General features: G+C 71.8%; 20 protein-coding genes and 4 pseudogenes. 13 read left to right on the top strand and 11 right to left on the bottom strand.

Annotated elements, in window-relative coordinates:
* Positions 1-79: 79 nt before the first annotated feature.
* On the top strand, positions 80-3,295 hold the full coding sequence (locus GHR20_RS20315; protein WP_194858935.1) for a molecular chaperone Hsp90: 3,216 nt from the start codon (positions 80-82) through the stop codon (positions 3,293-3,295).
* Positions 3,296-3,411: 116 nt separating this feature from the next.
* Entirely contained in the window at positions 3,412-4,326 is a 915-nt protein-coding gene (locus GHR20_RS20320; protein ID WP_153813985.1) for a hypothetical protein, read from the top strand.
* Between the two features lie 31 nt (positions 4,327-4,357).
* On the opposite strand, the gene GHR20_RS20325 is transcribed toward GHR20_RS20320, so the two are convergent.
* Both GHR20_RS20325 and GHR20_RS20330 read right to left on the bottom strand, forming a co-directional pair.
* Positions 4,358-6,754, bottom strand: coding sequence for an HAD-IC family P-type ATPase (locus GHR20_RS20325; RefSeq protein WP_153813986.1), 2,397 nt, complete (start codon positions 6,752-6,754; stop codon positions 4,358-4,360).
* Positions 6,755-6,856: 102 nt separating this feature from the next.
* Positions 6,857-7,129, bottom strand: a complete 273-nt coding sequence (locus GHR20_RS20330) for a DUF2530 domain-containing protein (protein WP_111583865.1) — start codon at positions 7,127-7,129, stop codon at positions 6,857-6,859.
* Between the two features lie 182 nt (positions 7,130-7,311).
* Here GHR20_RS20330 and GHR20_RS20335 point away from each other — a divergent pair, with 182 nt between their 5' ends.
* A complete protein-coding gene (locus tag GHR20_RS20335) occupies positions 7,312-8,763 on the top strand; it encodes an NCS2 family permease (protein WP_153813987.1) in 1,452 nt (483 codons plus the stop codon).
* Positions 8,764-8,785: 22 nt separating this feature from the next.
* On the opposite strand, the gene GHR20_RS20340 is transcribed toward GHR20_RS20335, so the two are convergent.
* Positions 8,786-8,968 (bottom strand): CopG family antitoxin, encoded by a 183-nt coding sequence (locus GHR20_RS20340; protein WP_111584034.1) that lies wholly within the window; start codon positions 8,966-8,968, stop codon positions 8,786-8,788.
* Between the two features lie 208 nt (positions 8,969-9,176).
* Here GHR20_RS20340 and GHR20_RS20345 point away from each other — a divergent pair, with 208 nt between their 5' ends.
* Positions 9,177-9,614 carry a MarR family transcriptional regulator gene (locus GHR20_RS20345; protein ID WP_111583863.1) on the top strand — a complete coding sequence of 146 codons (438 nt, stop codon included), beginning with the start codon at positions 9,177-9,179 and terminating at the stop codon, positions 9,612-9,614.
* Between the two features lie 27 nt (positions 9,615-9,641).
* Positions 9,642-10,985, top strand: a complete 1,344-nt coding sequence (locus tag GHR20_RS20350; protein WP_111583862.1) for an MFS transporter — start codon at positions 9,642-9,644, stop codon at positions 10,983-10,985.
* Between the two features lies 1 nt (position 10,986).
* On the opposite strand, the gene GHR20_RS20355 is transcribed toward GHR20_RS20350, so the two are convergent.
* A complete protein-coding gene (locus GHR20_RS20355; protein WP_153813988.1) occupies positions 10,987-11,502 on the bottom strand; it encodes a GNAT family N-acetyltransferase in 516 nt (171 codons plus the stop codon).
* Positions 11,503-11,541: 39 nt separating this feature from the next.
* Between GHR20_RS20355 and thpR the strand changes: the two genes are divergently transcribed.
* Positions 11,542-12,114: an RNA 2',3'-cyclic phosphodiesterase gene (gene thpR / locus GHR20_RS20360; RefSeq protein WP_153813989.1), complete on the top strand. Its 573-nt coding sequence runs from the start codon at positions 11,542-11,544 to the stop codon at positions 12,112-12,114.
* A 231-nt stretch (positions 12,115-12,345) separates the two neighbouring features.
* On the opposite strand, the gene GHR20_RS20365 is transcribed toward thpR, so the two are convergent.
* The 3 genes from GHR20_RS20365 to GHR20_RS20375 all read right to left on the bottom strand — a co-directional run bounded on the left by GHR20_RS20365 (position 12,346) and on the right by GHR20_RS20375 (position 14,712).
* Positions 12,346-13,338, bottom strand: a complete 993-nt coding sequence (locus tag GHR20_RS20365) for an aldo/keto reductase (RefSeq protein ID WP_153813990.1) — start codon at positions 13,336-13,338, stop codon at positions 12,346-12,348.
* A gap of 44 nt (positions 13,339-13,382) precedes the next feature.
* Complete coding sequence (locus GHR20_RS20370) at positions 13,383-13,928, bottom strand: Uma2 family endonuclease (RefSeq protein ID WP_153813991.1); 546 nt, start codon at positions 13,926-13,928, stop codon at positions 13,383-13,385.
* A 94-nt stretch (positions 13,929-14,022) separates the two neighbouring features.
* A complete protein-coding gene (locus GHR20_RS20375) occupies positions 14,023-14,712 on the bottom strand; it encodes an SGNH/GDSL hydrolase family protein (RefSeq protein WP_111583858.1) in 690 nt (229 codons plus the stop codon).
* 112 nt (positions 14,713-14,824) lie between these two features.
* Here GHR20_RS20375 and GHR20_RS20380 point away from each other — a divergent pair, with 112 nt between their 5' ends.
* Positions 14,825-15,808, top strand: coding sequence for a PD40 domain-containing protein (locus GHR20_RS20380; protein ID WP_153813992.1), 984 nt, complete (start codon positions 14,825-14,827; stop codon positions 15,806-15,808).
* Between the two features lie 49 nt (positions 15,809-15,857).
* Here GHR20_RS20380 and GHR20_RS37585 read toward each other — a convergent pair.
* The 3 genes and pseudogenes from GHR20_RS37585 to GHR20_RS20390 all read right to left on the bottom strand — a co-directional run.
* Positions 15,858-16,267 (bottom strand): annotated as a pseudogene (locus GHR20_RS37585) (DUF6879 family protein); the annotation flags it as partial.
* Between the two features lie 112 nt (positions 16,268-16,379).
* Positions 16,380-16,841: pseudogene (locus GHR20_RS37590) on the bottom strand (hypothetical protein); the annotation flags it as partial.
* Between the two features lie 80 nt (positions 16,842-16,921).
* A complete protein-coding gene (locus GHR20_RS20390; RefSeq protein WP_153813994.1) occupies positions 16,922-17,146 on the bottom strand; it encodes a DUF397 domain-containing protein in 225 nt (74 codons plus the stop codon).
* A gap of 193 nt (positions 17,147-17,339) precedes the next feature.
* Between GHR20_RS20390 and GHR20_RS20395 the strand changes: the two are divergent.
* From GHR20_RS20395 to GHR20_RS20405, 3 genes and pseudogenes are all read left to right on the top strand, one after another.
* Positions 17,340-17,914 (top strand): annotated as a pseudogene (locus GHR20_RS20395) (DUF6879 family protein).
* 18 nt (positions 17,915-17,932) lie between these two features.
* A complete protein-coding gene (locus GHR20_RS20400) occupies positions 17,933-18,781 on the top strand; it encodes a helix-turn-helix transcriptional regulator (protein ID WP_153813995.1) in 849 nt (282 codons plus the stop codon).
* Between the two features lie 131 nt (positions 18,782-18,912).
* Positions 18,913-19,407, top strand: a complete 495-nt coding sequence (locus GHR20_RS20405; protein ID WP_153813996.1) for an anthrone oxygenase family protein — start codon at positions 18,913-18,915, stop codon at positions 19,405-19,407.
* A gap of 90 nt (positions 19,408-19,497) precedes the next feature.
* Here the strand turns inward: GHR20_RS20405 and serC are convergent.
* Positions 19,498-20,615 (bottom strand): annotated as a pseudogene (serC, locus tag GHR20_RS20410) (phosphoserine transaminase).
* Positions 20,616-20,959: 344 nt separating this feature from the next.
* Here serC and GHR20_RS20415 point away from each other — a divergent pair.
* The 3 genes from GHR20_RS20415 (at position 20,960) to GHR20_RS20425 (ending at position 26,076) form a co-directional block, all read left to right on the top strand.
* A complete protein-coding gene (locus GHR20_RS20415; RefSeq protein ID WP_243878377.1) occupies positions 20,960-23,833 on the top strand; it encodes an FAD-binding and (Fe-S)-binding domain-containing protein in 2,874 nt (957 codons plus the stop codon).
* Positions 23,834-23,860: 27 nt separating this feature from the next.
* The gene (locus GHR20_RS20420; RefSeq protein WP_153813998.1) at positions 23,861-24,982 is read left to right on the top strand and encodes a peptidoglycan bridge formation glycyltransferase FemA/FemB family protein; all 1,122 of its coding nucleotides are present in this window, start codon (positions 23,861-23,863) and stop codon (positions 24,980-24,982) included.
* Between the two features lie 197 nt (positions 24,983-25,179).
* Positions 25,180-26,076: an EamA family transporter gene (locus GHR20_RS20425; protein WP_243878378.1), complete on the top strand. Its 897-nt coding sequence runs from the start codon at positions 25,180-25,182 to the stop codon at positions 26,074-26,076.
* The last annotated feature ends 7 nt before the right edge of the window (positions 26,077-26,083 follow it).

Raw genomic sequence — 26,083 nt, forward strand, 5'->3', positions numbered from 1 at the left:
CTCACCCACCCGCCCCACACCCCACTCACCACCACCCCCGCCCCGCCAAGTGGATTGCGCGGGTAGGCGGGAAACCGGGATGTCGGCGAGGCGCTGTACCTTCTTCCTCACGTCGACGAGGAGTGTGAACGTGAGCAGCAAGTACGTGCGGCCGGCGGCCGAGGGTGCCGATCCCTTCGGGACGGCCCGGCTGCGTCGCGGTGTCATCGACGCCTGGGCCACCAGCCCCGCCCGCTTCCGCGAGGACGCCAACGCCGAGGAGGACCTCGTCCTGGGCGGCTACCGGGACCGCCTGGTGATCGAGCTGGCGCAGAACGCCGCCGACGCCGCCGCCCGCGCCCGCGTGCCGGGCCGGCTGCGCCTCACCCTGCGCGACGGCGTGCTGATCGCGGCCAACACCGGCGCCCCGCTGGACGCGACCGGCGTCGAGTCGCTGTCCACGCTGCGCGCCTCCGCCAAGCGCGACGCCGACTCCACGCACGGCTCCGTCGGCCGCTTCGGCGTCGGTTTCGCCGCCGTCCTCTCGGTCACCGACGAGCCCGCCGTCGTCGGCCGGCACGGCGGCGTCCGCTGGTCCCTCGCCGAGTCGCGCGAGCTGGCCGCCGACGCCGCCCGGCACAGCCCCGGACTCGGTGACGAGGTCCGGCGCCGCGCGGGCCATGTCCCGCTGCTCCGGCTGCCCTTCGCCGCCGAGGGCACCGCCCCCGACCCGTACGACACCGCCGTCATCCTGCCGCTGCGCGACGCGGCCGCCGCCGGCCTCGCCGAGCGCCTGCTCGACGCCGTGGACGACGCGCTCCTCCTCACCCTCCCGGGTCTGGCGGAGGTCGTCATCGAGATCGGCGACGACGCGCCCCGCACCCTGCGCCGCGGCACCGAGGGCGCCGTCACCGTCGTAGCGGATTCCCGGGAGGGCACCACCCGCTGGCGCACCGCCTCCGCGCACGGGCCGCTCACCCCGGAGCTGCTCGCCGACCGGCCGGTGGAGGAGCGGCTGCGGCCCCACTGGTCGGTGACCTGGGCCGTCCCCACCGACGAGCAGGGGCGCCCGGCGCGGCCCCGCACGTCCCCCGTCGTGCACGCCCCCACGCCCAGCGACGAACCCCTCGGCGTGCCCGCCCTCCTCATCGCCTCCTTCCCGCTCGACACCACCCGCCGGCACACCGCGCCCGGCCCGCTGACCGACTTCCTGGTGCGCCGCGCGGCCGACGTGTACACCGAACTGCTCGCCGGCTGGCGCCCGGTGACCGAGGCCGCCGTCGATCTCGTGCCCGGCCCGCTGGGCAAGGGCGAACTGGACGGCGCGCTGCGCCAGGCCCTCCTGGAGCGGCTGCCGCGCACCGCGTTCCTGCCGCCCGCGCTGCCCGGCGACGGCGGCGAGGACGAGCTGCCCGAGGCGCTTCGGCCCCGGGACGCGGAGATCGTGGAGGGCGCGGGCGCCGAGACCGTGCGGGTGCTCGCCGAGGTGCTGCCCACCCTGCTGCCCGCCGGTCTGGAGCGCCGCGCCGAGCTGCGCGCCCTCGGCGTCGCCCGGCTCCCGCTCGCCGACGCCGTCGACCGGCTCGCGGGCCTGGAGAAGGACCCCGACTGGTGGTGGCGGCTCTACGACAGCCTCGCGGGCGTGGACGTGGAGCGGCTCTCGGGCCTGCCGGTACCGCTCGCCGGGGGCGCCTCCCAGGCTTTCGGCTCCGGAGCAGGCCGTACGGCCATCGGCCCGCGCCAGGTGCTGCTGCCCACCCCCGACGGCGCCCGGCTCGACGCGGACGTGCTCGCCCGGCTCGGCCTGAAGGTCGCCCACGAGGACGCCGCCCATCCGCTGCTGGAGAAGCTCGGCGCGCTGCCCGCCACCCCGCGCGCGGTGCTCACCACCCCCCAGGTGCGGGCCGCCGTCGCCGCCTCCCTGGACGACGGGGGCGCCCTCGGCTGGGAGGAGGACGCCCTGGACGCGGAGGAACTCGCCGACACCGTCCTCGCCTTGGTGCGGGACGCGGGCCTGGCACCCGGTGACGAGCCCTGGCTCGGCGCCCTCGCGCTGCCCGACGAGGACGGCGAACTCGCCCCCGCCGGCGAGCTGGTGTTCCCCGGCAGCCCCTTCGCCCGGGTGATCCGCGAGGACGAACTGGCGGCCGTCGAGCAGGAGTTGGCGGACAAGTGGGGCGAACAGCCGCTGACCGCCTGCGGGGTGCTCGCCACCTTCGCCCTGGTGCGCGCCACCGACGTCGTCCTCGACCCGGACGAACTGGAGCCCCGCGAGGGCGACTTCGCCGAACCGGACGACGCCGGACTGCTGGACGCCGTGGACGTGTGGTGCGAGGACATCCTCGACCGCTTCCCGGACAGCCCCGTCCCCCCGGTCGCCACCGAACTCGTCGCCGTCCGCGACCTCGACCTCGTGGACGACGACCACTGGCCCGAGGCCCTCGCCCTGCTCGCCCGCCCGCCGCTGCGCGACGCCCTCACCCAGCCGGTGCGCGTCCTGCTGCCCGACGGCACCCACGAGGTCGTACGGCCGTACACCGCCTGGTGGCTGCGCGGGCACCCGGTGCTGGACGGCCGGCGCCCCGCGGGCCTCCTCGCCGCCGGCGGCGATCCGCTGCTGCGCGGCCTGTACGACGAGGCCGACGCCACCGGGTTCGAGGACGAACAGGTACTGCGCGCCCTCGGCGTACGGACCTCGGTGGGCGCCCTGCTGGACGAGCCCGGCGGCGCCGCCGAACTCCTGGGCCGGCTCGCCGACCCGGACCGCCCGGTCACCGGCACCCAACTGCACGGCCTGTACGGTGCGTTGGCCGACACCGATCCGGAACAGGTCACCCTGCCGGACGAGGTGCGGGCCGTGAGGGACGGGCGGGTGACGGTGGTGGACGCCGCCGACGCCGTGGTCGTCGACTCCCCGGACCTGCTGCCCTTCACCTCCGGCGTGCCCCTGCTGCCCGTACGGCCCGCGCGCGCCGCCGAGTTGGCCGAACTGTTCCAGGTGCGCCGGCTCAGCGAGTCCGTCACCGGCGAGGTGCACTCCGAGGGCGCCGAGCACGACGTACCGGACCCGGTGCGGGTGCTCCTCGGCCCGCGCACCCCCGAGACGTACGTCGAGCACGACGAACTGGTCGTGGACGGCGTGGAGATCGACTGGCGGCTCACCGACGACGGGGTGCTGCACGCGGCCACCCTGGAGGGCGTGGCCGCCGGACTCGCCTGGGCGGCCCGGCAGTGGCCGCGCCGCTTCGAGGTCGCCGCCCTCCTGGAGGACCCGTCCCGGACGGAGGAGCTGGCCCGGGACCGCTGGTTCGACTGACCTCCAGAGGTCTCTCACGAAATTCACACGTCCCGTACAACCGTTGCCCTGCCCGCGTTGTCTGATCTTCAGGAGTCGTCCGGCTCCCGTCTACTTCGTACGCAGGGGAACCGCACATGCGTATTCGTGCCACCGTGGCCGCCGTCTCCGGCGCCCTGGCCCTCTCCGCCCTCGCCCTGCCCGCGGCGCACGCCGCCGGGCAGGAGCGGGTGCCCGCGGGGAACTCCGCGAGCAAGGCCGCCCACGCCGCCCACCCGGGCCGCGCGGCCTTCGCCGTCGCCGCCTCGGGCACGCCCTACCAGCTGAACGCCACCTTCTCCGCCGTGAAGGTGAACAACGGCAAGAACATCGCCGCCGGCACCACCAACGTCGTCAAGGTGCCCGTCTCCTTCACGCTGACGCACGGCACCGAGGTCAACATCCACGCCAAGGACTTCGTCGCGGCCATCGAGCTGTACCGCGGCACCTCCTTCGACGACTCGATCTTCTACTTCGACAGCACGGTCTCGGCCTGCACGGACACCTCCAAGACGGTGGCCTCCTGCAAGGCCACCGTGGCCATCGACCCGACCGAGCTGCTCAGCGAGGACGCCGGCGCCTGGAAGGCCGCCGCCTACGCCGTCGCGTTCAACGGCCAGAACCCCAGCAAGCCGGCCGACATGACCAAGGTGGGCGTGGCCGTCAAGGACCCGACCAACTCCTACAGCCTCCAGCGCTGGGCGACCCTGAACACCGACGCCGCCCCGGAGCCGGTGAAGAAGGGCAAGACCGTCACGGTCTCCGGCAAGCTGGCCCGCGCGGACTGGGAGGACGGCAAGTACCACGGCTACGCCGGCCAGTCCGTCAAGCTCCAGTTCCGCAAGAGCGGCTCCAGCACGTACACCACGCTGAAGACCGTCAAGACGAACTCCACGGGCGCTCTGAAGACCACGACCACCGCCACGGTCGACGGCTACTTCCGCTACGCCTTCGCGGGCACCACGACCACCCCGGCGACCACCGCCACGGGTGACTACGTCGACGTGAAGTAAGCGTCGCGGCAAGCCGGTGACGCGGGCCCCGCTAGGCGGGGAAGCGGCGGTCGACCCACTTCCACAGGAACTCCAGGGCGGCCGCCGCCACCACCGACACCGCCACCGCCGTCCACGGCATGGCGAGCCCCACCAGGCGTACCGCGAAGAAGTCCTGGAGCGCCGGGACGACCAGCACCAGCAGGAACGCCAGCGCCATCGAGGCCACCAGCACCACCCGCCACCAGGTGTAGGGCCGGGCGACGATCGACAGCACCCACATGGAGATCAGGAACAGGGTCAGCGTGGCCGCGCTGGTCTCCGCCGCCAGCTGGCCGGGCCCCGTGTAGTAGTGCCGGGCGATCAGGTACGTCACGAAGGTCGCCACCCCCGCCACCACGCCGCCCGGGATCGAGTACCGCATCACCTGGTGCACGAAGTGCGGTCTGGCCCGCTCGTTGTTGGGCGCCAGCGCCAGGAAGAAGGCCGGGACGCCGATGGTGAGCGTGGACAGCAGGGTCAGATGGCGCGGCAGGAACGGGTACTCCACCTGCCAGCAGACCACCAGCACCGCCAGCAGGACCGAGTAGACCGTCTTCACCAGGAACAGCGTCGCCACCCGCGTGATGTTGCCGATCACCCGGCGGCCCTCGCCGACCACCGACGGCAGGCTCGCGAAGCTGTTGTCCAGCAGCACGATCTGCGCCACCGCCCGGGTCGCCTCCGAGCCCGAGCCCATGGCCACCCCGATGTCGGCGTCCTTGAGGGCGAGCACGTCGTTCACGCCGTCGCCGGTCATCGCCACCGTGTGCCCGCGCGACTGGAGCGCGCCCACCATGTCCCGCTTCTGCTGCGGGGTGACCCGCCCGAAGACCGTGCCCTCGTCCAGCACCTGGGCCATCTCCGCCGTGTCCTCGGGCAGCCGCCGCGCGTCCGTCGCCGTCCCGTCCAGGCCCAGCTTGGCCGCGACCGCGCCGACCGAGACCGCGTTGTCCCCGGAGATGACCTTGGCCGAAACCCGCTGGTCGGCGAAGTAGCGCAGGGTGTCGGCCGCGTCCGGGCGCAGCCGCTGTTCGAGGACGACCAGGGCGGTCGGGCGGGCGCCCTTGGCCGGCGCGGCGTCGTCCAGGTCCCGGCGGGCCCGCGCCAGCAGCAGCACCCGCAGCCCCTGCTCGTTGAGCCGCTCGGTCTCCGCGAGCGCCGGGTCGTCGGCGCCGAGCAGCACGTCCGGGGCGCCCAGCAGCCAGGTGCTGGTCTCCCCGTCGCCCTCGCTGAACGCGGCCCCGCTGTACTTGCGGGCCGAGGAGAAGGGGAGCGACTCGACGCAGCGCCACTCCTCGTTGTCCGGGTAGGCGTCGATGATCGCCTGGAGCGAGGCGTTGGGCCGGGGATCGGACTCGCCGAGCGCGCCGAGCACCTTGCGCACGTACGACTCCTGCGCGCCGTCGAGCGTGCGCAGCTCGGTGACGTCCATGCCGCCCTCGGTGAGCGTGCCGGTCTTGTCCAGGCAGACGGTGTCCACACGGGCGAGGCCCTCGATCGCGGGCAGCTCCTGCACCAGGCACTGCTTGCGGCCGAGCCGGATGACCCCGATCGCGAAGGCCACCGACGTGAGCAGCACCAGGCCCTCCGGGACCATCGGCACGATGCCGCCGATGGTGCGGGCGACCGCGCCCTTGAGGTCGTCGTTCTTGACCACGAGCTGGGTGACGACCAGGCCGATCGCGGCCGGGACCATCATCCAGGTGACGTACTTGAGGATCGTGGAGATACCGGTGCGCAGCTCGGAGTGGACGAGGGTGAAGCGCGACGCCTCCTCGGCGAGCTTGACGGCGTACGCCCCCCGGCCCACCTTGGTCGCGGCGAAGGCCCCGCCGCCCGCGACCACGAAGCTGCCGGACATCACCGGATCGCCCGGCCGCTTGACCACCGGGTCGGCCTCGCCGGTGAGCAGCGACTCGTCGATCTCCAGCCCGTCGGCCTCCGCGCACGCCCCGTCCACGACGATCTTGTCGCCCGGCCCGATCTCGATCAGGTCGTCCAGGACGATCTCGTCGGTGCCGATCTCCACGGCCTCGCCGTCCCGGCGCACCGTCGGCCGGGCCTCCCCGATCACCGCGAGCGAGTCCAGGGTCTGCTTGGCCCGCCACTCCTGGACGATGCCGATGCCGGTGTTGGCGAGGATCACGAACCCGAACAGACTGTCCTGGATCGGCGCGACGAACAGGGTGATCACCCACAGCACGCCGATGATCGCGTTGAACCGGGTGAACACGTTCGCCCGGACGATCTCCCCGAGCGAGCGGCTGCTGCGCACGGGGACGTCGTTGACCTGGCCACGCGCCCGGCGCTCCGCGACCTCCGCGCCGGTCAGCCCCGTTGCCCGGGTTCTGGGCAGGGCCACCGGGTGCACCGGATCGAGTTCGGCGCCGGCGTCTATATGGCTCATGTATCCGACGTTACGTGGCCTTTGCGTGGCCGCCCACCCGGCCTTCCGGTGACGGCGTGGGGCCGTCCGGACCCGGGGGCCGCTCCACGGGAGTCTCCGGGACTACTCCACAGGGGTGGATTCCGGCCGCTCCCGCGCCGCCCGCTTGAGCGCCGCGTCCCGCCCCCGCACGTACCAGATGCCGATCAGGCCGAGCCCGCCCCCGGCCAGACAGGTCCACAGCCACCACAGATGGCCGTGGTCGTGGAACCAGCCGTAGAAGGGGAGCTGGACGAGGAACAGGACGAACCAGACGATCGTGCCGCCGGTGATGGTGGCGACCACGGGCCCCTCAAGGGGCTCGGGCGCCTCGTGCTGGGGGATCCACTTGGCCATGCCCGACAGCTTACGAGGCGATCGGAGGACGGCCCGATCCGCACAAGGACTGCATACGTTCTACGCGCGGAGATAGCGATCTAGTAGTCATACCTTCATACTGAAACCGTTTGTCTTTGACCGCTTCTAATCGTAGGAAACTCCAAGAGGGCTCGGGGAACCCTCTGGTGATGAGGTCCCGCATGTCCACCTCGGCGCCTGCCAAGGTCCCCACCCCCGAAAAGCCGGGCGGCGCGTTCGCCGGCGGCCCCCTCGACCGCTACTTCAAGATCTCCGAGCGCGGCAGCACCGTCGCGCGGGAGGTCCGGGGCGGTCTCGCCACCTTCTTCGCGATGGCCTACATCATCGTGCTGAACCCGATCATTCTGGGCAGCGCGAAGGACATGTACGGGCACCACCTGGACAACGCCCAGCTGGTGACGGCGACCGCGCTGACGGCCGCCTTCAGCACCCTGCTGATGGGTGTCATCGGCAATGTGCCGATCGCCATGGCCGCGGGACTCGGTGTGAACTCGGTCGTCGCCCTCCAGCTGGCGCCCCGGATGACCTGGCCGGACGCGATGGGCATGGTCGTCCTGGCCGGTTTCGTGGTCATGCTGCTGGTCGCCACGGGTCTGCGGGAGCGCGTGATGAACGCGGTGCCGTTCGGCCTGCGCAAGGCGATCGCGATCGGTATCGGTCTGTTCATCATGCTGATCGGCCTGGTGGACTCCGGCTTCGTCAGCCGCATCCCGGACGCCGCCCAGACCACCGTCCCGCTCCAGCTGGGCACCGGCGGTCACCTCACCGGCTGGCCGGTGCTGATCTTCATCCTGGGCGCGCTGCTCACCTTCGCCCTGATGGTGCGCAAGGTGCCGGGCGCCATCCTGATCTCCATCGTCGGCATGACCGTCCTCGCGATGATCATCAACGCCGTCGCCACGATCCCCTCCTGGGGCCTGACGGTCCCGAAGTGGCCCGGCAACCCGGTCTCCACCCCGGACTTCGGCCTGGTCGGCCAGGTCAGCCTGTTCGGCGGCTTCTCCAAGGTCGGCGTGCTGACCGGCATCCTCTTCGTCTTCACGGTCCTGCTGTCGTGCTTCTTCGACGCGATGGGCACGATCATGGGCATCAGCGACGAGGCCAAGCTGACCGACGCCGAGGGCTACATGCCGGGCATCAACCGGGTGCTGTTCGTGGACGGCCTCTCGGTCGCGGCCGGCGGCGCCGGCTCCGCCTCGGCCACCACCGCCTTCGTGGAGTCCACCGCCGGCGTCGGCGAGGGCGCCCGCACCGGTTTCGCGAACATCGTCACCGGCGGCCTGTTCGCCATCTCGCTCTTCCTCACCCCGATCGCCACGATGGTGCCGTCCCAGGCGGCCACCCCGGCACTGATCGCGGTCGGCTTCCTGATCCTGTCGCACTCCGTCAAGGAGATCGACTGGGCCGACTACACGATCGCGATCCCGGCGTTCGTGACCATGCTGATGATGCCGTTCACCTACTCGATCACGAACGGCATCGGCATGGGCTTCATCACCTTCACCGTCCTGCGCCTGGCCGCGGGCCGCTACCGCGAGATCCCGGTGGCGATGTACGCCGTCTCGGCCGTCTTCGCCTTCTACTACCTGATGCCGGCCCTGGGCCTGACCTGAGCCGGTCCGTTCCGCGGCGTCCTCAGGTGACGCCGTAGAACCTCTCCGTCTCCTCGACGGCGGTCCGGAACCGCTGGTCGAAGTCGTCACGAATGAGCGTGCGGACCACATAGTCCTGCACGCTCATTCCTCTTTTCGCCGCGTGCTGCCGGAGCCGTTCGAGCAGCTCCTCGTCTATCCGCAGGCTGAGCACAGTGGTCCCCATGGGTAAGAGGGTCGCCACCGCCGTCCCGTGGATGCGTCATTTTCCGGCGACTACTCACTCATATGGGTGATGGAACGTGTGGGAGGAGCCCCGGTGGCGCCCCAGGAGAGCCCCGGTGGAGTGCCAGTGGCGCCTCAGTGGCGGGCATCACGGACACCCCCGCGCGCCCGGGTGGTCTTTAGTTAGAGTAATGAGTTACGCTAAGGACATGCCGGACCTCAACCATGGCGACGATGCTGCCGCCGTGAACTCCCTTCGCTCCGCCGTGATGCGGCTGTCCCGTCGGCTCAAGCACCAGCGGGTGGACGAGTCGCTGAGCCCCACCGAGATGTCGGTGCTCGGCACCCTGTTCCGCTGCGGCTCGGCCACGCCGGGCGAGCTGGCCCGCAAGGAGCACGTCCAGCCGCCTTCGATGACCCGCATCGTCGCGCTGCTCGAAGCCAAGGGACTGGTGCGTCTCGAACCGCACCCGGAGGACCGGCGCCAGAAGGTCGTCACCCAGACCGAGCAGGCCGAGACGATGCTCGAGGAGAGCCGCCGCAAGCGCAACGCGTTCCTGGCGAACCTCGCCGACGGTCTCGACGAGGACGAGTGGGCGAAGCTGCGCGCCGCCGCCCCCGTGCTGGAAAAACTCGCACACCTGTAAAGCAGCAGCCTGAGGAGGCGAATCCGTTTGAGTACGGGATCCGGAACACCTTCCGCCCCCGCACCGACCGCCCCTACTACCCCCGCCCGCACGTCCTCGATGTTCAGCTCGCTGAAGGTCAGGAACTACCGCCTCTTCTTCATCGGCCAGGTCGTCTCCAACACGGGCACCTGGATGCAGCGCATCGCCCAGGACTGGCTCGTCCTGAGCCTCACCGGCTCCTCCGCGGCCGTCGGCATCACGACGGCCCTGCAGTTCCTGCCGATGCTCCTGTTCGGTCTCTACGGCGGTGTCCTCGTCGACCGGCTGCCCAAGCGCCCCGCGCTGCTGGTCACCCAGTCCGCGATGGCCCTCAGCGGTCTCGCGCTCGCCGCGCTGACCCTCACCGGCCAGGTGCAGGTCTGGCACGTCTATCTCGCCGCGTTCTTCGTCGGCCTCGCCACGGTGGTCGACAACCCCGCCCGGCAGTCCTTCGTCTCCGAGATGGTCGGCCCCGACCAGCTGCACAACGCGGTCAGCCTGAACTCCGCGAACTTCCAGTCCGCGCGCCTCGTCGGCCCGGCCGTCGCCGGTCTCATGATCACCGGAGTGGGCACCGGCTGGGCGTTCCTCGCCAACGGCCTGTCCTTCGCCGCGCCGATCGCCGGCCTGCTCCTGATGCGCGCCCGTGAGCTGTACCCGGTCAAGCGGACCCCGCGCGGCAAGGGACAGCTGCGGGAGGGCCTCCAGTACGTGGCCGGGCGCCCGGAACTGATCTGGTCCGTCGTCCTCGTCGGCTTCATCGGGACCTTCGGCTTCAACTTCCCGGTGTGGCTGTCCGCCTTCGCCGACAACGTCTTCCATGTCGGCGCCGGCGGCTACAGCCTCCTCAACACCCTGATGGCCCTGGGCTCCCTCGGCGGCGCGCTGCTGGCCGCCCGCCGCGGCTCGGCCCGGATGCGGCTGCTGATCCTCGCCGCGCTCACCTTCGGCGCGCTGGAGATCGTGGCCTCGCTGGCACCGTCGTACTGGCTGTTCGCCCTGCTCATGGTGCCGATCGGGATCTTCGGCCTCACGGTCAACGTGACCGCGAACACCACCGTGCAGATGGCCACCGACCCGGCCATGCGCGGCCGGGTGATGTCGCTGTTCATGATGGTCTTCATGGGCGGCACCCCGCTCGGCGCCCCGGTCATCGGCTGGATCACCGACACCTACGGCGCCCGCGTCGGCTTCGCCCTCGGCGGTGTCGTCTCCGCGCTCGCGGCCGGTGTCATCGGCCTGGTCCTCGCCCGCGTCGGCGGTCTGCGGCTCGCGGTGGGCTGGGAGCGGGGCACACCGCGGCTGCGGTTCGTACCGCGGCAGCGCAAGGAGCTCGCCGCGGCGGCGTGAACTACCGCACCCGCTGGGCCAGCACCTGTCCCGGCCACGCGTCCGGACCGTGGGTGAACGCCTCGGTCCGGACGAAGCCGTTGCCCTCGTAGAAGGCGACCAGCTTGCCGTCGTCGCCCGCGTAGCAGTCCACCCGCAGCAGCGAGACCCCGGCCCGCCGGGTCACCTCGGCCGCGTGCGCGAGCAGCGCGGCACCGGCGCCCCGCCCCTTGAAGCGGCGGTCCGAGGCCAGCAGATGGATGTACCGCTCGGGCTCGCCGGCGGGCTCCAGATAGGCGCCGGGCGCGTCGCTGAGGGTGAGGGTGGCGGCCGGTACGCCGGCTATCTCGGCGAAGTACGGGGTGCCCGTGGTGGCGTACCGCCGCACCACCTCCACCGCCTTGGGACTCGCCGACCAGGGCTCGGTGCCCCACTGCCCGGTGCGGCCCTGGGCCACCAGCCACTCCACGCTGCTGTCCAGCATGGCCAGGATCAGCGGAGTGTCGCCGGGGCCGCCCGCGCGGATCGTGATCGTCATGGCGGCATCATGCCCGGGTGACTCTGGGATCGTGAAGGCATGAGACTCTTCGCCGCTGTGCTGCCGCCGGAGGACGTCACCGCCGAACTGGCCCTGGAGGTCGACCGGTTGCGGCGGCTGCCGGGCGCCGACGGGCTGCGCTGGACGGACCGCCCCGGCTGGCACTTCACCCTCGCCTTCTACGGCGAGGTCGCGGAGGACGTCGTACCCGACCTGTCGGCCCGCCTGGCCCGCGCCGCCCGGCACACCGACCCCTTCGAGCTGGCTCTTGGCGGTGGCGGCCAGTTCGGCCACGGCCGCGCGCTGTGGACCGGCGCGGCGGGCGACGTGGACGCGCTGCGCCTGCTGGCCGGGCGGGCGGAGGCGGCGGGCCGCAAGGCGGGGCTGCGGATGGCGGAGCACCGCCGCTACCAGGCCCACCTCACGCTGGCGCGCGGCCGGGAGGCGGTGGACGTACGGCCGTACGTGGAGCTGCTGCGCCCGTTCGCCGGCCGGAGCTGGCGGGTGACCGAGCTGGCGCTGGTGCGGAGCAACCTGCCGACGTCGGGGGTGCGGGGGCAGCGGCCGCGGTACGAGGCGGTCGGGCGCTGGGCGTGCGGGGCGTCCGGTTAGGCTCGATGCGTGGACCCGAAAACCCGGAACCGGATCATGGCCGGTGCGCTTGTTCTCATGCTGGTGGTCGTCGCCGTGGCTGCTGCCATGCGGTAGCGGCCGGCCGACGGGCGCCCGAGGGACGCGGCGTCGACGGCGGCTGCCGGCCGTCATCGGGTGAGCGCGCCCGCGCGGCGCGGCCGCAGGCCGGACACGGCCCCCGCCCCTCGGGGCGCTCGGCCCGCAGGGTGGCTACCAGGCGAAGGCTTCCGGGGAGGGGCCCGGGCCCGGGAAGATCTCGTCCAGAGCGGTCAGCAGCTCCTCGCTCAGCTCCAGCTCCACGGCCCGCAGCGCCGACCGGAGCTGCTCCGCCGTACGCGGGCCGACGATCGGACCCGTGACACCGGGACGAGTGAGCAGCCAGGCCAGGGCGGTCTCGCCGGGTTCCAGGCCGTGCTTGTCGAGCAGGTCCTCGTACGACTGGATGCGCGCGCGGGCGGCCGGGTCGGCGAGGGTGTCCGCGGCGCGCCCGGAGGCACGGCGTCCGCCCTGCACCTCCTTCTTGATCACACCGCCGAGCAGCCCGCCGTGCAGCGGGGACCAGGGGATGACCCCGAGGCCGTACTCCCGCGCGGCCGGGATGACCTCCATCTCGGCGCGGCGCTCGGCGAGGTTGTAGAGGCACTGCTCGCTGACCAGGCCGATGGTGCCCCCGCGGCGGGCGGCGGCCCCGTTGGCCTGGGCGATCTTGTAGCCGGGGAAGTTGGAGGAGCCGACGTAGAGGATCTTGCCCTGCTGGACCAGGGTGTCGACCGCCTGCCAGATCTCCTCGAAGGGGGTGTTCCGGTCGACGTGGTGGAACTGGTAGAGGTCGATGTGATCGGTCTGGAGCCGCTTCAGGCTGGCGTCCACCGCGCGCCGGATGTTCAGCGCGGAGAGCTTGTCGTGGTTCGGCCAGGCGTCGCCCTCGGCGGCCATGTTGGCGTAGACCTTGGTGGCGAGCACGACCTTGTCCCGGCGGTCGCCGCCCTTGGCGAACCAGTTCCCGATGATGCTCTCGGTCCGGCCCTTGTTCTCCCCCCACCCGTACACATTGGCGGTGTCGAAGAAGTTGATGCCCGCGTCCAGCGCCGCGTCCATGATCGCGTGACTGCCGGCTTCGTCCGTCTGCGGCCCGAAGTTCATCGTCCCGAGAACCAGCCGGCTGACCTTGAGCCCCGTGCGTCCAAGCTGCGTGTACTTCATGGCCACCAGCCAACGGCTTGGAGTGGGCTCAAGGCAAGGGCGGGTCAGTCGCGGGGGAAGTCGCCGGTCCTGAGGACGAGCCCGAGCGGCGTGGTCAGGTCGATGTCCATGCCGAAGGCGACCGTCAGTTCGCGGAGGTACTCGCCGTCCACCGGCTCGGAGTGCAGACGGCACTTGCCCTGGTGGGGATCGGCGATGAGGAAGGCGGCCACCCCGGCGGTGGCGTACGCCGTCCTCTTCGGCCCGTAGTCGTGGTGCGCGGTGCCCTCCGAGATGACCTCGGCGACGAACTCGACGTCCTCGCAGCTCCAAAGACCTCGGGGTGATCTCCCGGCGCCTTCGGCCACGAGGGTGACATCGGAGGCGAAGCCGTTGTGGTGGCCCGGGTAATCGACGCGGACGGCCGACTTGACGCATCTGCGCGGGTACTTGGCGCGCAACTGCTCCACGATGTCCAGGGTGATCTCCCAGGACGTGTCCCGCTGCGGTGACACGAAGACGGCCCCCTCGACGACCTCGGTCCTGTATCCCTCGGGGGCGATCCGCTCGAAAGACGCGAACAGGTCGTCCAGAGCCGGCCCGTCGTCCATGGCGCTCCTCCCCGGCCCCCTCACGGGCGAGGGCGACCACACGGTACAACGCTACGCACGGTGACGAAGTGACGCCGAAATCCAGCCAAACTGCTCAGGCTGTTCTAGCCACGCACGCCCGTCCGATTCCCCACGCCTGCCGCATCGCCCCCGCGAACGCCTCCGCGATCCGCTGCTCGCCGCTCGCGTTGGGGTGGGTGCCGTCGTACGTGTCGGTGTGGATGTCGTACGACCGCGGGGGTGACGCCAGCAGGAGCGGCGACCGGGGCTCGTCGAGGTCGGCGACCGCCTTGGCGAGGAGGACGTTGAAGAGGGCGACCTGGTCGGCGAAGGGGGCGTCGGACTCGGCACGGACGTTGGGGATCACCGGCAGCAGGACCATGCGGACGCCCGGGTCGGCCGCGCGGGCGGCGCCGACGAAGGCGCGGACGTTCTCGGCGGTCTGCTCGGCGTTGGTGTAGAAGCCGAGGTCGATGAGGCCGAGGGAGACGAGCAGGACGTCCGGCCGGCAGGTGCGTATCGCGTCACCGATCAGCGGGGCCATGTGCAGCCAGCCCTCGCCCCAGCCCGCGAGATGGGCGCGGGGGAAATCGGGGTCCGGGTCGGCGTAGGCGAGGGACGTCGGGGCGCCGGTCTCCTTGTCGTACAGCGTCTCGCGCGGGCCGACGAGCGTGACGGCGGGGTCGTACGTACCGCGAAGGAGCTGCCACAGCCGGTGACGCCATGTGTGTTCGCCCGCGCTCCCGATCGTCATGGAGTCGCCCACGGGCATGAACCTGAGCATCCGATCATCATGGACGATCACCGCGACGGGTGGGGTGTGAGGCCCGCCACGTGGGGATGCCCGGGCGGTGGCCACGAGGGTGAACCACAGGCGGTGATGGCAGGCTTGGGGGATGCGCCGACCGTTCGCCGTCCTTGCCGCCGTCCTGCTCGCCGGCGCCTGCACGCTGCCCGCCTCCGCCGCGGAGGGCACGGGGAGCACCGTGAGCGCGGGTGACAAGGGGTTCACGCTGAAGGACCCGAGGATCACGGAGTCCAGCGGCCTGGCCGCGTCCCACCTCCACCCCGGCGTCTACTGGACGCACAACGACAGCGGCGACGGCCCGTACATCTACGCCGTGGACGGCGCGACCGGCAAGACGGTGGCCCGGGTGACGCTGCGGGGCGTCGGCAGCCCGCGCGACGTCGAGGCGATCTCGATCGGGCCGCACAACGAGATCTACGTCGGCGACATCGGGGACAACTTCGACGGCCGCTGGCCCTATGTGTGGATCTACCGCCTCCCGGAGCCGAAGGTCCTCGAGGACCAGACGATCACGGCCACCCAGTACGTGGTGAAGTACGCGAACGGCCCCCGCAACGCGGAGTCGCTGCTGGTCCACCCCAGGACCGGCCGGGTCTACATCATCGACAAGAAGGAGGACGGCGGCCACCTCTACGAGGGCCCCGCCACCCTCTCCACCACCGGCGCCAACCTCTTCAAGCCGATCGCCCCCGTCGACCTGTGGGCCACGGACGCCACCTTCTCGCCCGACGGCGACCACCTCGCCGTGCGCGGCTACATCGGCGGCATCTACTACTCCTGGAACGACGGCCACCCCAAGCGCACCGAGATGCTCGACGTCCCCCTCCAGGGCCAGGGCGAGGGCATCACCTACTCGGCCGACGGCACGAAACTCCTCTACAGCAGCGAGGGCGCCGGCAGCGAGGTCGTCGCCAAGGACGCCCCGGACAGCCCGAAGCCCTCCCCGACCCCCGGGACCGGCTCATCGAGCGGCTCGATGACCGGCGGTGCACGCGTCAAGTGGGGGGCGGCGGCGCTGGTGGCCGTGGTGGTGGGGCTGTTCGGGGTGGGACGGCTGCGACGTCGACGGTGAGCAACGGGCCGGCCGGTGAGGGTGGACGTACCGCCGGTTCGTCCGTGCGGGCCACCTGTGCCGCGAACTCGTCGTAGGCGATGGCGTGATGCATCGCGGCATCACGCACCTGGCAGTATCGCAGCACCTCCCCAGGTTCTGTGATGGCCTCGATGCCGAGCAAGGTGTCGTCGTCATCGAAGTCGAGTACGGCCACCAGCCTGCTGTCGAAGATCCAGAAATCCTCGCCGGGCAGCCGTGCCCGCATCGCCTCCGCGCGCCACAGGTTGCGCACATCCTCGCCTGTGGCCGCATTGCGATGAACGCCGCGTAGGACGGGTCCTCCCGGTCCGACGCGTAACCGCGCCGCGTCTCGAGGTGCCATGCCGAGTGCTCGAAGGTCTCGAAGAGCCGTCCGAACTCCTCCAGGTCGATCAGGTGGGGCACGCGTGTGACCTCCTTCGGGCCGTGGTCGGCCAGCGGTTCGTTGACCGGCGGGTCGAGCGTCACATGGGGGGCGGTGGCGTTGATGGTCGTGGTGGTGGGGGTGTTCGGTTGGGGACGGCGGCGGCGCCGCAATGGTTGACTCGGGCAGCGGACAGGGGAGTTCGGGTCTCGCCCGGTTCGGGGAGCAGGTGACGAGGGAGAGGGACAGGTAGGCGGGCCGTTCGAGGTAGAAGCCGAGCGACACGTCACCGCCTGCGGCGAGCCGCTCGACCACGGAGGCGACGAGGGCGTCCCGTGCTCGCTGTCCACTCTGTGCTTCACCGGCGAACCGCCGCGCAAACGCGTCCAGTTGCCGCCGTACCCAGGCTGCGGACTCCTGCGCGGAGTGCCAGGTGCCACGTACGAGCGAGCCCGGCTTGAGCAGCCAGTAGGCGGTCTCCAGCGGGGGCAGGTCCGAGACCGGGAACTCGGCGGTCACCTCGCGGTACCGCGCGATCAGCTCGGGCCGGCTGCCGGGTGGGGGCGGCTCGGGATGCGGGGGCCGCCGTAACGCCTCTTGATCGAAGCGCGCCTTGGGGCCGGTCCACAGGTAGCCGTGGTGGTGCACCGGGGGTCCTGTTCGTGAGGGCTCGGCCGGTCCTGGCGGGTTCGACGCGCCGCCAGGACCGAAGGTGAGTGCCGGGACGATCAGTTGGCGAGCCCGAACCGCGCCGGATCGATCCCGGCCACGCTCAGCTCCTCCGTGGTGAACCGCAGCGGCGCCACGTCGGGCCGCTTGCTGTCCCCGAGCGCCCAGGCGTCCACGTCGATGCGGGCGAGGGTGACGCACCCCTCGGTGCAGGGACCGCTGCATGCCTGGACGAAGGCGGCGGAGGTGATGTCGAGTGCGTAGAGGTCGCTTCCGTTCGGCATGGGTGTGCCTTCCTGTTCTGCCTGTTGAGGCCGGTGGCTGGTCTGGGCAGGACCGTAGACGGACGAAGGGAAGCAAGGCAGCGAATATTCTCAACTATTCTCATGCGGTGACTCTGGATGCATGGACATTCACTCAGAGGCGCCAGGATGCTGTGCCTACCGAGATCGCCAAACCTCAAGGGGTGGGTCGTAGATGGCACGCAGGTTGCGCTTCAACGGGACTGGTAGCGACGTGGGTGGCTGTCCGTCCGTGCACGAGGACTTGGACAGCGGGGAGGTGATCGTGCATGGCTCTCCGCTCACCGACTCCGAGGACATCGCGCAGCTTCAGCACCTTTCCGAGGGTGAGGTCGCGGTGGCGGTCCCGCGTGAGCTGCTGGTGGACTGGACGCCGAAGGAGCGCACACGGCAGGTGCGGACCATCGGACTGGACGAGTTCAATGATCTGTTCGCGAAGTTCGAGCACACCGCTTGGCGGTTGGAGACGCGTCGGCGCTACGCGATCGACGAGGCCAGCGATCGCTGGGAGACATCCGTACCCTCTGGCGCGGCGACGCCGACCGACTCCGTCTCCCCGCCGAGGACTTCTGGCTGTTCGACAGTCGTCTCATCGCACTCCTGCGCTTCGATGACGACGACCAGCTCACGCACGTGGACCTGATCACCGAGCCCGCGGAGGTGGTGCGCTGCTCCATGGTGCGGGATGCTGCTTGGCATCACGCCGTACCGTGGCGGAAGTTCACGGCGGAGCTGCGCGAAGGCGCGTAAGGACACGAACGGGTACCGGTGAGCACGGATTATCAAAGGGCGCGCGAGGAACTCGGCCGCAGGCTCCGCGAGCTACGCGTCGAGTGCCCTGACGGCCGGCTCACCGGTATCCAGCTCGCACAACGGCTCGGGTGGCAGCAATCGAAGGTCAGCAAGCTGGAGAACGGCCGGCAGACGCCCACCGACGAAGACCTGCGGGCTTGGGCCGAAGCCACCGGGCAGCCCGACACCTTCGATGAACTACGCGCCCGGCTCAAGGGCTTCGAAAGCCAGATCCGTTCCTGGCGGCGACAGCTGGCGGCGGGCCATCGCCCCGTCCAGGAGACCTGGAACAGCATCGTCGCCAATTCTCGGACCTTGCACGTATGGGACAGCCAAGTCATCTGCGGTCTGCTCCAGACCGCCGACTACGCCCGGTACGTCTTCGAGGGCCATGCCGAACTCCAGAGGTCCCCGCGGGACACGGAGGAGGCGGTGCGTGCCCGCATGAAACGGCAGGAGTGGCTGTACCAGCCGGGCAAACGGTTGGACCTGGTCATGTGGGAGGGCGCACTGCATTCCCGAGTGTGTCCCCCGGAGGTGCTGGCGGCTCAACTTGACCGCGTACTGGGCGTAGTGGGCATGGACACCGTCCATCTGGGGATCGTGCCTCTCGATGCCGGACTGAGGCTGCTTCCCGGGAACAGCTTCTGGATCATGGACGAACGCCTCGTCGTGGCCGAGGACTGGCACGCCGAACTCTGGCTGGACGACGCCGAAACGATGGCCCTCTACCGGCGCGTCTGGGACACCTTCGCGGAATCGGCCGTCTACGGCGCCGAGGCCCAGCAGGTGATCGCCCGCGTCCGCCGGAGCATCAGGGACTGATCCCCACCCCCGGCTGGGGACCGCCCACCAGGGCTAAGAAACCGCGCGAAACGATCTCTGTCGCCGCCGGACCGGCGGGCCGTGAGGTATGCCGGGAGGTGACAGCCGGAGCCCGACGGGAGTGTGCCGCGATGACGAACGCACAGCTTGTCAAGATCACGCGCTACGTGTGCCTGCTGGGCGGGGGCGTGCTCACCGGGGGCGCGCTGACCACGTTCGTGCTGGAACTCGCCCTGCGGAGGCTGGGCGCGACGGCCTGCATCCAGGTGCGGCAGGCGGAGCACGACTACTTCCCGTGGTTCATCGGTGTCGTCTTCGTGCCCACGTTCATCGCCGTGGTGGCGCTGGTGTACCTCGCGCGCAAGGCCGACAGCCCGGCGCTGCGGCCCGTGGCCGCCGCACTCGTACTGCTCGTGCTGTCCCTGGTCGTCACGTTCGTGGTCAACGCCCCCATCAACCTGGACCAGTTCGAGTGGAACGCGCAGGCGCCCCCGGCCGACTGGGCGGGCGTCCGGGACCGCTGGCAGATCGCGCACGCCGTCCGGACCGCCTTCTGCGTGATCGCGCTCGGCTGCCTCGGGGCCGCGATCATCGACCGGCCGTTCGAACGCGAGGCCGTCACCTGAGCCCCGTGGGTCGCACCCCGGCGGGTGCGGCTGACGGCGAAGGGCGCCCGGCACGATCGCCGGGCGCCCCTCACCGTCGTACCCGAGAGGTCAGAGCTTCTCGATGACGTAGTCGATGCACTTGGTCAGCGCCTCGACGTCGGCCGGGTCGATCGCCGGGAACATGGCGACACGCAGCTGGTTGCGGCCGAGCTTGCGGTAGGGCTCGGTGTCCACGATGCCGTTGGCGCGCAGGACCTTGGCGATGGCGGCGGCGTCGATGTCGTCGGAGAAGTCGATGGTGCCGATGACCGCGGACCGCTTCGCCGGGTCGGTGACGAAGGGGCTGGCGAACTTGACGTCCTCGGCCCAGTTGTACAGCGTGCGCGCCGAGGTGGCGGTGCGGCGGACCGCGAAGTCCAGGCCGCCCTGGCCGTTGAGCCACTCCAGCTGCTGGTTGAGCAGGAAGAGCGTGGCGAGCGCCGGGGTGTTGTACGTCTGGTTCTTGCGGGAGTTGTCGATCGCCGTGGGCAGCGAGAAGAACTCCGGGATGTGCCGGCCGGACGCGTGGATCCGCTCCGCGCGCTCGATCGCGGCGGGGGAGAAGACGCCGATCCACAGGCCGCCGTCGGAGGCGAAGGACTTCTGCGGGGCGAAGTAGTAGACGTCGGTCTCGGCGATGTCGACCGGCAGGCCGCCCGCGCCGGAGGTCGCGTCCACCACGACGAGGGAACCCTCGTCGGCGCCGGCCACCCGCTGGATGGGCATGGCGACACCGGTGGACGTCTCGTTGTGGGTGAGGGCGTACACATCGACGCCCGCCTCGGCCCGCGTCTCCGGGTGGGTGCCCGGGTCGGATGCGATCACCGTCGGCTCGGCCAGCCACGGCGCCAGCTTGGCGGCCTTGGCGAACTTGGAGGAGAACTCGCCGAAGTTGAGGTGCTGGGACTTGTTCTCGATCAGTCCGTGGGTGGCGATGTCCCAGAAGGCGGTGGAGCCGCCGTTGCCGAGGACGACCTCGTAGCCCTCGGGAGGGAGAACAGCTCGGAGATCCCCTCGCGGACCTTACCGACCAGGTTCTTGACGGGCGCCTGGCGGTGGGAGGTACCGAGCAGGGAGCTTCCGGTGGCGGCGAGCGCGTCGAGCGCCTCGGTCCGCACCTTGGAGGGGCCCGCGCCGAAACGTCCGTCGGCGGGCTTGATGTCAGCGGGAATCTGGATGTCGGCCACGACTCGGAGGGTATCGGGTGGGCGAAACGGGACGGAACCGTGTCCGTCGGATGAGACAAGGACGCCAGGGCGCGGACTTGTCATGTCGTACGACGATCACGGGTGGGTTTGTATGAGGATCAAGGTGGTGCTGTGGATAACTTTCGGTGACGGTCGGTGATCGGATGCATCCTGAACGCATGACGGATCACACGGATCGGACGGATCTCCCCGGGCCTTCGGCCGCCTCGGGTCTCCCGGGCGGCCCAGGTCTCCCGGATGCCCCGGCCCTCTCGGCCCTCGAAGCAGAGCTGCGCGCCCGCCTCCGCGGCGAGGTCCGCTTCGACGCCACCGCCCGCGCGCTCATGACCATGGACGCCTCCAACTACCGGCGCGTCCCCGCCGGAGTGGTCGCCCCCCGGGACGCCGAGGACGTGGCGGCGGCGCTGGAGGTGTGCCGAGCCCGCGGGGTGCCGGTGGTCGCCCGCGGCGGGGGGACGTCCATCGCCGGGCAGGCCACGGGAACAGGGGTCGTACTGGATTTCACGCGCCACATGAACCGTCTGGTGGAGCTGGACCCCGGCACGCGCACGGCCGTCGTACAGCCCGGCCTGGTCCTCGACAGCCTCCAGCGCGCCGCCGCCCCGCACGGCCTGCGCTTCGGCCCCGATCCGTCCACGCACGGCCGCTGCACCCTCGGCGGGATGGTCGGCAACAACTCCTGCGGCTCCCACTCGGTGGCCTGGGGGACGACCGCCGACAACATCGCGGGGCTGGACGTGCTCACCGCGCGCGGTGAGCGGCTGCGGCTCGGGCCGGGGTGGGCCGGCGCGCCCGAGGGGCTGCGGGAGCTGGCGGAGGGCGAGCTGGCCCGGCTGCGCACCGGCTTCCCGGACCTGCCCCGCCGCATCTCCGGGTACGCACTGGACGCGCTGCTGCCGGAGAAGGGCGCCGACGTGGCCCGCTCCTTCTGCGGCTCCGAGGGCACCCTCGGCATCCTCACCGAGGCGGTCGTCCGCCTGGTCGAGGCCCCGCCCGCCCGCGCTCTCGCGGTGCTGGGGTACGGCGACGAGAGCGCCGCCGCCGAGGCCGCCGCCGGCCTCCTGCCGCACCGCCCGCTGACGGTGGAGGGCATGGCCGCCGACCTGGTGCCCCCGGGGGCGGGACTGCCCGAGGGCGGCGCCTGGCTGTTCGTGGAGACCGGCGGGGAGTCGCCGGCGGAGGCCCGTGCGCGCGCGGAGGAGATCGTCCGGGCCGCCGATGTCGTGGACGCCCTCGTGGTGACCGAGCCCGCCGCCCAGCTCACCCTGTGGCGCATCCGCGAGGACGCGAGCGGCACGGCGACGCGGATGCCGGACGGCTCCAAGGCATGGCCCGGCTGGGAGGACTGCGCGGTGCCCCCCGCCCGGCTCGGCGCCTATCTGCGCGACTTCCGCGCCCTGCTCTCCTCGCACGCCCTGCGCGGCACCCCGTACGGCCACTTCGGCGACGGCTGTATCCACGTCCGCATCGACTTCGACCTGCTCACCCGGGACGGCATCGGCCGCTTCCGGCGCTTCTCGGAGGAACTGGCCGGCCTGGTGGTGGCCCACGGCGGCTCGCTGTCCGGGGAGCACGGCGACGGCCAGGCCCGCGCGGAACTGCTGCCCCGGATGTACGGCGCCGAGACGGTGCGCCTGTTCGAGCGCGCCAAGGCCCTGTGGGACCCGGACGACCTGCTCAACCCCGGCATGCTGGTCCGCCCCGCCCCGCTCGACGGCAACCTCCGCTTCTCCGTGCTCCCGGCCGGGGCCGTGGACGTGGCCTTCGGCTACCCGGCCGACGGCGGCGACTTCCGTGCGGCCGTCCGCCGCTGCGTCGGCGTGGCCAAGTGCCGTACGACCACGGCGGCGGGACCCGCTGTGATGTGCCCGTCGTTCCGGGCCACCGGCGAGGAGGAGCACTCCACCCGGGGCCGGGCCCGGCTGCTGCACGAGATGCTGGCGGGGGAGCTGATCACCGACGGCTGGCGCTCCACCGAGGTCCGCGACGCCCTCGATCTCTGCCTCGCCTGCAAGGGCTGCCGCACGGACTGCCCGGTCGGCGTCGACATGGCCACCTACAAGGCCGAGTTCCTGCACCACCACTACGCGGACCGCCGCCGCCCCGCCGCCCACCACAGCATGGGCCGCCTGCCGGAGTGGCTGCGCGGGATCGCCCGCACCCGCACGGCTCCCCTGCTGAACGCGCTCGCCGCCGTCCCGCCCCTGGCGGCCGCCGCGAAGCGCCTCGGCGGGATCGCGCCCGAGCGGCGGCTGCCCCGGCTCGCCCCGAGAACCTTCACCGGCTGGTGGCGGCGCCGGAAGCCCGCGCCGGCCCCGGGCGCAGGGGACCTGGTCGTCCTCTGGCCGGACACCTTCACCGAACACCTGTCCCCCTCGGTCGGCCGGGCGGCCGTCCGCGTCCTGGAGGCCGCCGGGCTGCGGGTGACCCTCCCTCCGGCCCGGCTGCCCCGTCGGAGCCCCCTCGCGCGGCCCGGCGACGCCGCCCCGGCCCCCTCCCTCCTCCCGGCCCGCCACGCCCGGGTCTGCTGCGGGCTGACCTACGTCTCCACCGGCCAGCTGGACCGGGCCCGTACGGTGCTGCGCCGCACGCTCGATCTGCTGGAGCCGGTGCTGCGCGCGGGCGCCCCGGTCGTCGTGCTGGAACCGAGCTGCGCGGCCGCCCTGCGCACCGATCTCCCGGAACTCCTGCACGACGACCCGCGCGCGGCCCGGCTCGCCGCCGCCGTCCGCACCTTCGCCGAGACCCTGGAGCGGCACGCCCCGCACTGGACCCCGCCCGCCGTGGACCGCCCCGTCGCGGGCCAGACCCACTGCCATCAGCACGCGGTGCTCGGCGACGACCCGGACCGCCGGCTGCGCGAGTCGGCCGGCCTCACCGGGGAACTTTCCGGCGGCTGCTGTGGCCTGGCCGGCAACTTCGGCTTCGAGAAGGGCCACTTCGAGGTCTCCCGGGCCTGCGCGGAGGAGCGGCTGCTGCCCTCCATACGGGAGGCGGCCCCGGACACCGTGGTCCTGGCCGACGGCTACTCCTGCCGCACCCAGCTGGAGCAACTGGGCGGGGTGAAGGGGCGGCACCTGGCGGAGGTGCTGGCCGAGGCGCTGGACCGGGACACGGGCGCGCCGGACCGGGACACGGGCGCGGGAGAGGGGGACGGCGGGCCGCCGGCGGACGGTCGTTTCCCTAGGCTGAGGTGATCAGCGAGCCGTGAAGGAGCAACGCGTATGAGCCTCACCGTCCGTCCGGTCACCCGCGCCGAACACCTCGCCTTCGTGGCGGGCCGCCCCTCGGCCAGCCATCTCCAGCTGCCGTCCTGGGGGGACGTGAAGCCGGACTGGCGGGCGGAGAGCCTGGGGTGGTTCGAGGCGGACGGGCGGCTCGTCGGGGTGGGCCTGGTGCTGCTGCGGCCGTTGCCCAAGGTCAAGCGGTATCTGGCGTATCTGCCCGAGGGCCCGGTCATCGACTGGGACGCGTCCGGCCTGGAGCGCTGGCTGGACCCGATGCTGGCCCATCTCAAGGGGCTCGGCGCCTTCTCGGTGAAGATGGGGCCGCCCGTGGTGGTGCGGCGGTGGAGCCCCGAGGCGGTCAAGGCCGCCATCGCCGACCCGGACGCGCACCGGCTGCGGGACGCGCCGCCGACCTCCGAGGAGCCGGGGGCGCTCGCCCTCGTCGAGCGGCTGCGCCGGATGGGCTGGCGGCAGACCGAGCCCGGCGGCGAGGACGGCTTCGCCGCGGGGCAGCCCCGGTACGTCTGCCAGGTGCCGTACGCCGGACGGTCCCTGGAGGACATCCAGCGCGGGCTCAACCAGCAGTGGCGGCGCAACATCAAGAAGGCCGAGAAGGCGGGGGTGAAGGTCGTACGGGGGGACCAGGAGGACCTGCCGGCGTTCTACGAGCTGCACGCGGAGACGGCGGAGCGGGACCGTTTCATCCCGCGCCCGCTGTCGTACTTCCAGCGGATGTGGACGGCGCTCACCGCCGAGGACCCGGACCGGATGCGGCTGTACCTCGCACAGCACGACGGCGAGGTGCTCGCCGCGGCCACGATGCTGATCGTCGGCGGCCATGTCTGGTACTCCTACGGCGCCTCCACGAGCCGCAAGCGGGAGGTGCAGCCCAACAACGCGATGCAGTGGCGGATGATGTGCGACGCCCATGAGCTGGGCGCCGAGGTCTACGACTTCCGGGGCATCACCGACACCCTGGAGGAGTCCAACCACCTCCTCGGTCTGCTCCGCTTCAAGGTGGGCGCGGGCGGCGGGGCGGCGGAGTACGTGGGCGAGTGGGACTTCCCGCTGAACCGCCTGCTGCACAAGGCGTTCGACATGTATATGGCGCGCCGCTGAGGGGGCCGGCGGGCCGGGTGCCCGTCATGCGAGAGGGGCGTATCTCAGCATCCAGGACAGTGGCATAAGAGGTTCACACTCCTGACGGGGTCTACTACCCTGGACCGGGTAGTACAGGGAGCTGTACATGATCTGAGCCGAGCACCGGGACCGCCGTGAGTACCGTCAACACCCCCCGCGCCACTTCCGGGTCGTCCGTGACGACGCCCGGTTCCCCGGGTACTCCGGGCCGTCTCGGCGCGCTCGGCCCGGTGGGGCTGGTGCTGGCCGGCGGGGTGTCGGTGCAGTTCGGCGGGGCGCTCGCGGTGACGCTGATGCCGAGGGCGGGCGCGCTGGGCGTGGTGACGCTCCGGCTCGTCGCGGCGGCCGTGGTGCTGCTGCTGTTCTGCCGCCCCCGGCTGCGCGGCCACTCGCGCGCCGACTGGGGCACGGTGATCGCCTTCGGTTTCGCGGTGGGCGGTATGAACAGCCTGTTCTACGAGGCCGTGGCCCGTATCCCGCTCGGCCCCGCCGTCACCCTCGAAGTGCTCGGCCCGCTCGCCCTCTCGGTCGTGACCTCCCGCCGTCTGGTCAACGTGGTGTGGGCGGCGCTCGCCCTGGGCGGAGTGTTCCTGCTCGGCGGCGGGGGCTTCAGCGGGGTGGACCCCGCGGGGGTGGCCTTCGCGCTGGGCGCGGGCGTGATGTGGGCGGCGTACATAGTCTTCAGCGCGCGTACCGGACGGCGCTTCCCGCAGGCGGACGGGCTGGCGATGGCCATGACGGTCGCGGCGCTGCTCGTCCTGCCGCTCGGCATCGCCTCCTCCGGCGACCGCCTCCTCGATCCGACCACCCTCGGCCTCGGCTCGGCGGTGGCCGTGCTCTCCTCGGTCCTGCCCTACACCCTCGAACTCCTGGCCCTGCGCAACCTGCCCGCCGCGACCTTCGCCATCCTGATGAGCCTGGACCCGGCCCTCGCCGCCACCGCCGGCTTCCTCATCCTCGGCCAGTCCCTCTCCGCCCCGGAGATCGCCGCGATCGCCCTGGTCGTCGCGGCGAGCATCGGCGCGGTACGCACCCAGGTGGGCCGCTCCAGGACACCGGTCCTGGACGCCTAGGGGTCAC

This window comes from Streptomyces sp. SUK 48 (genome assembly GCF_009650765.1).
Lineage (GTDB): Bacteria > Actinomycetota > Actinomycetes > Streptomycetales > Streptomycetaceae > Streptomyces.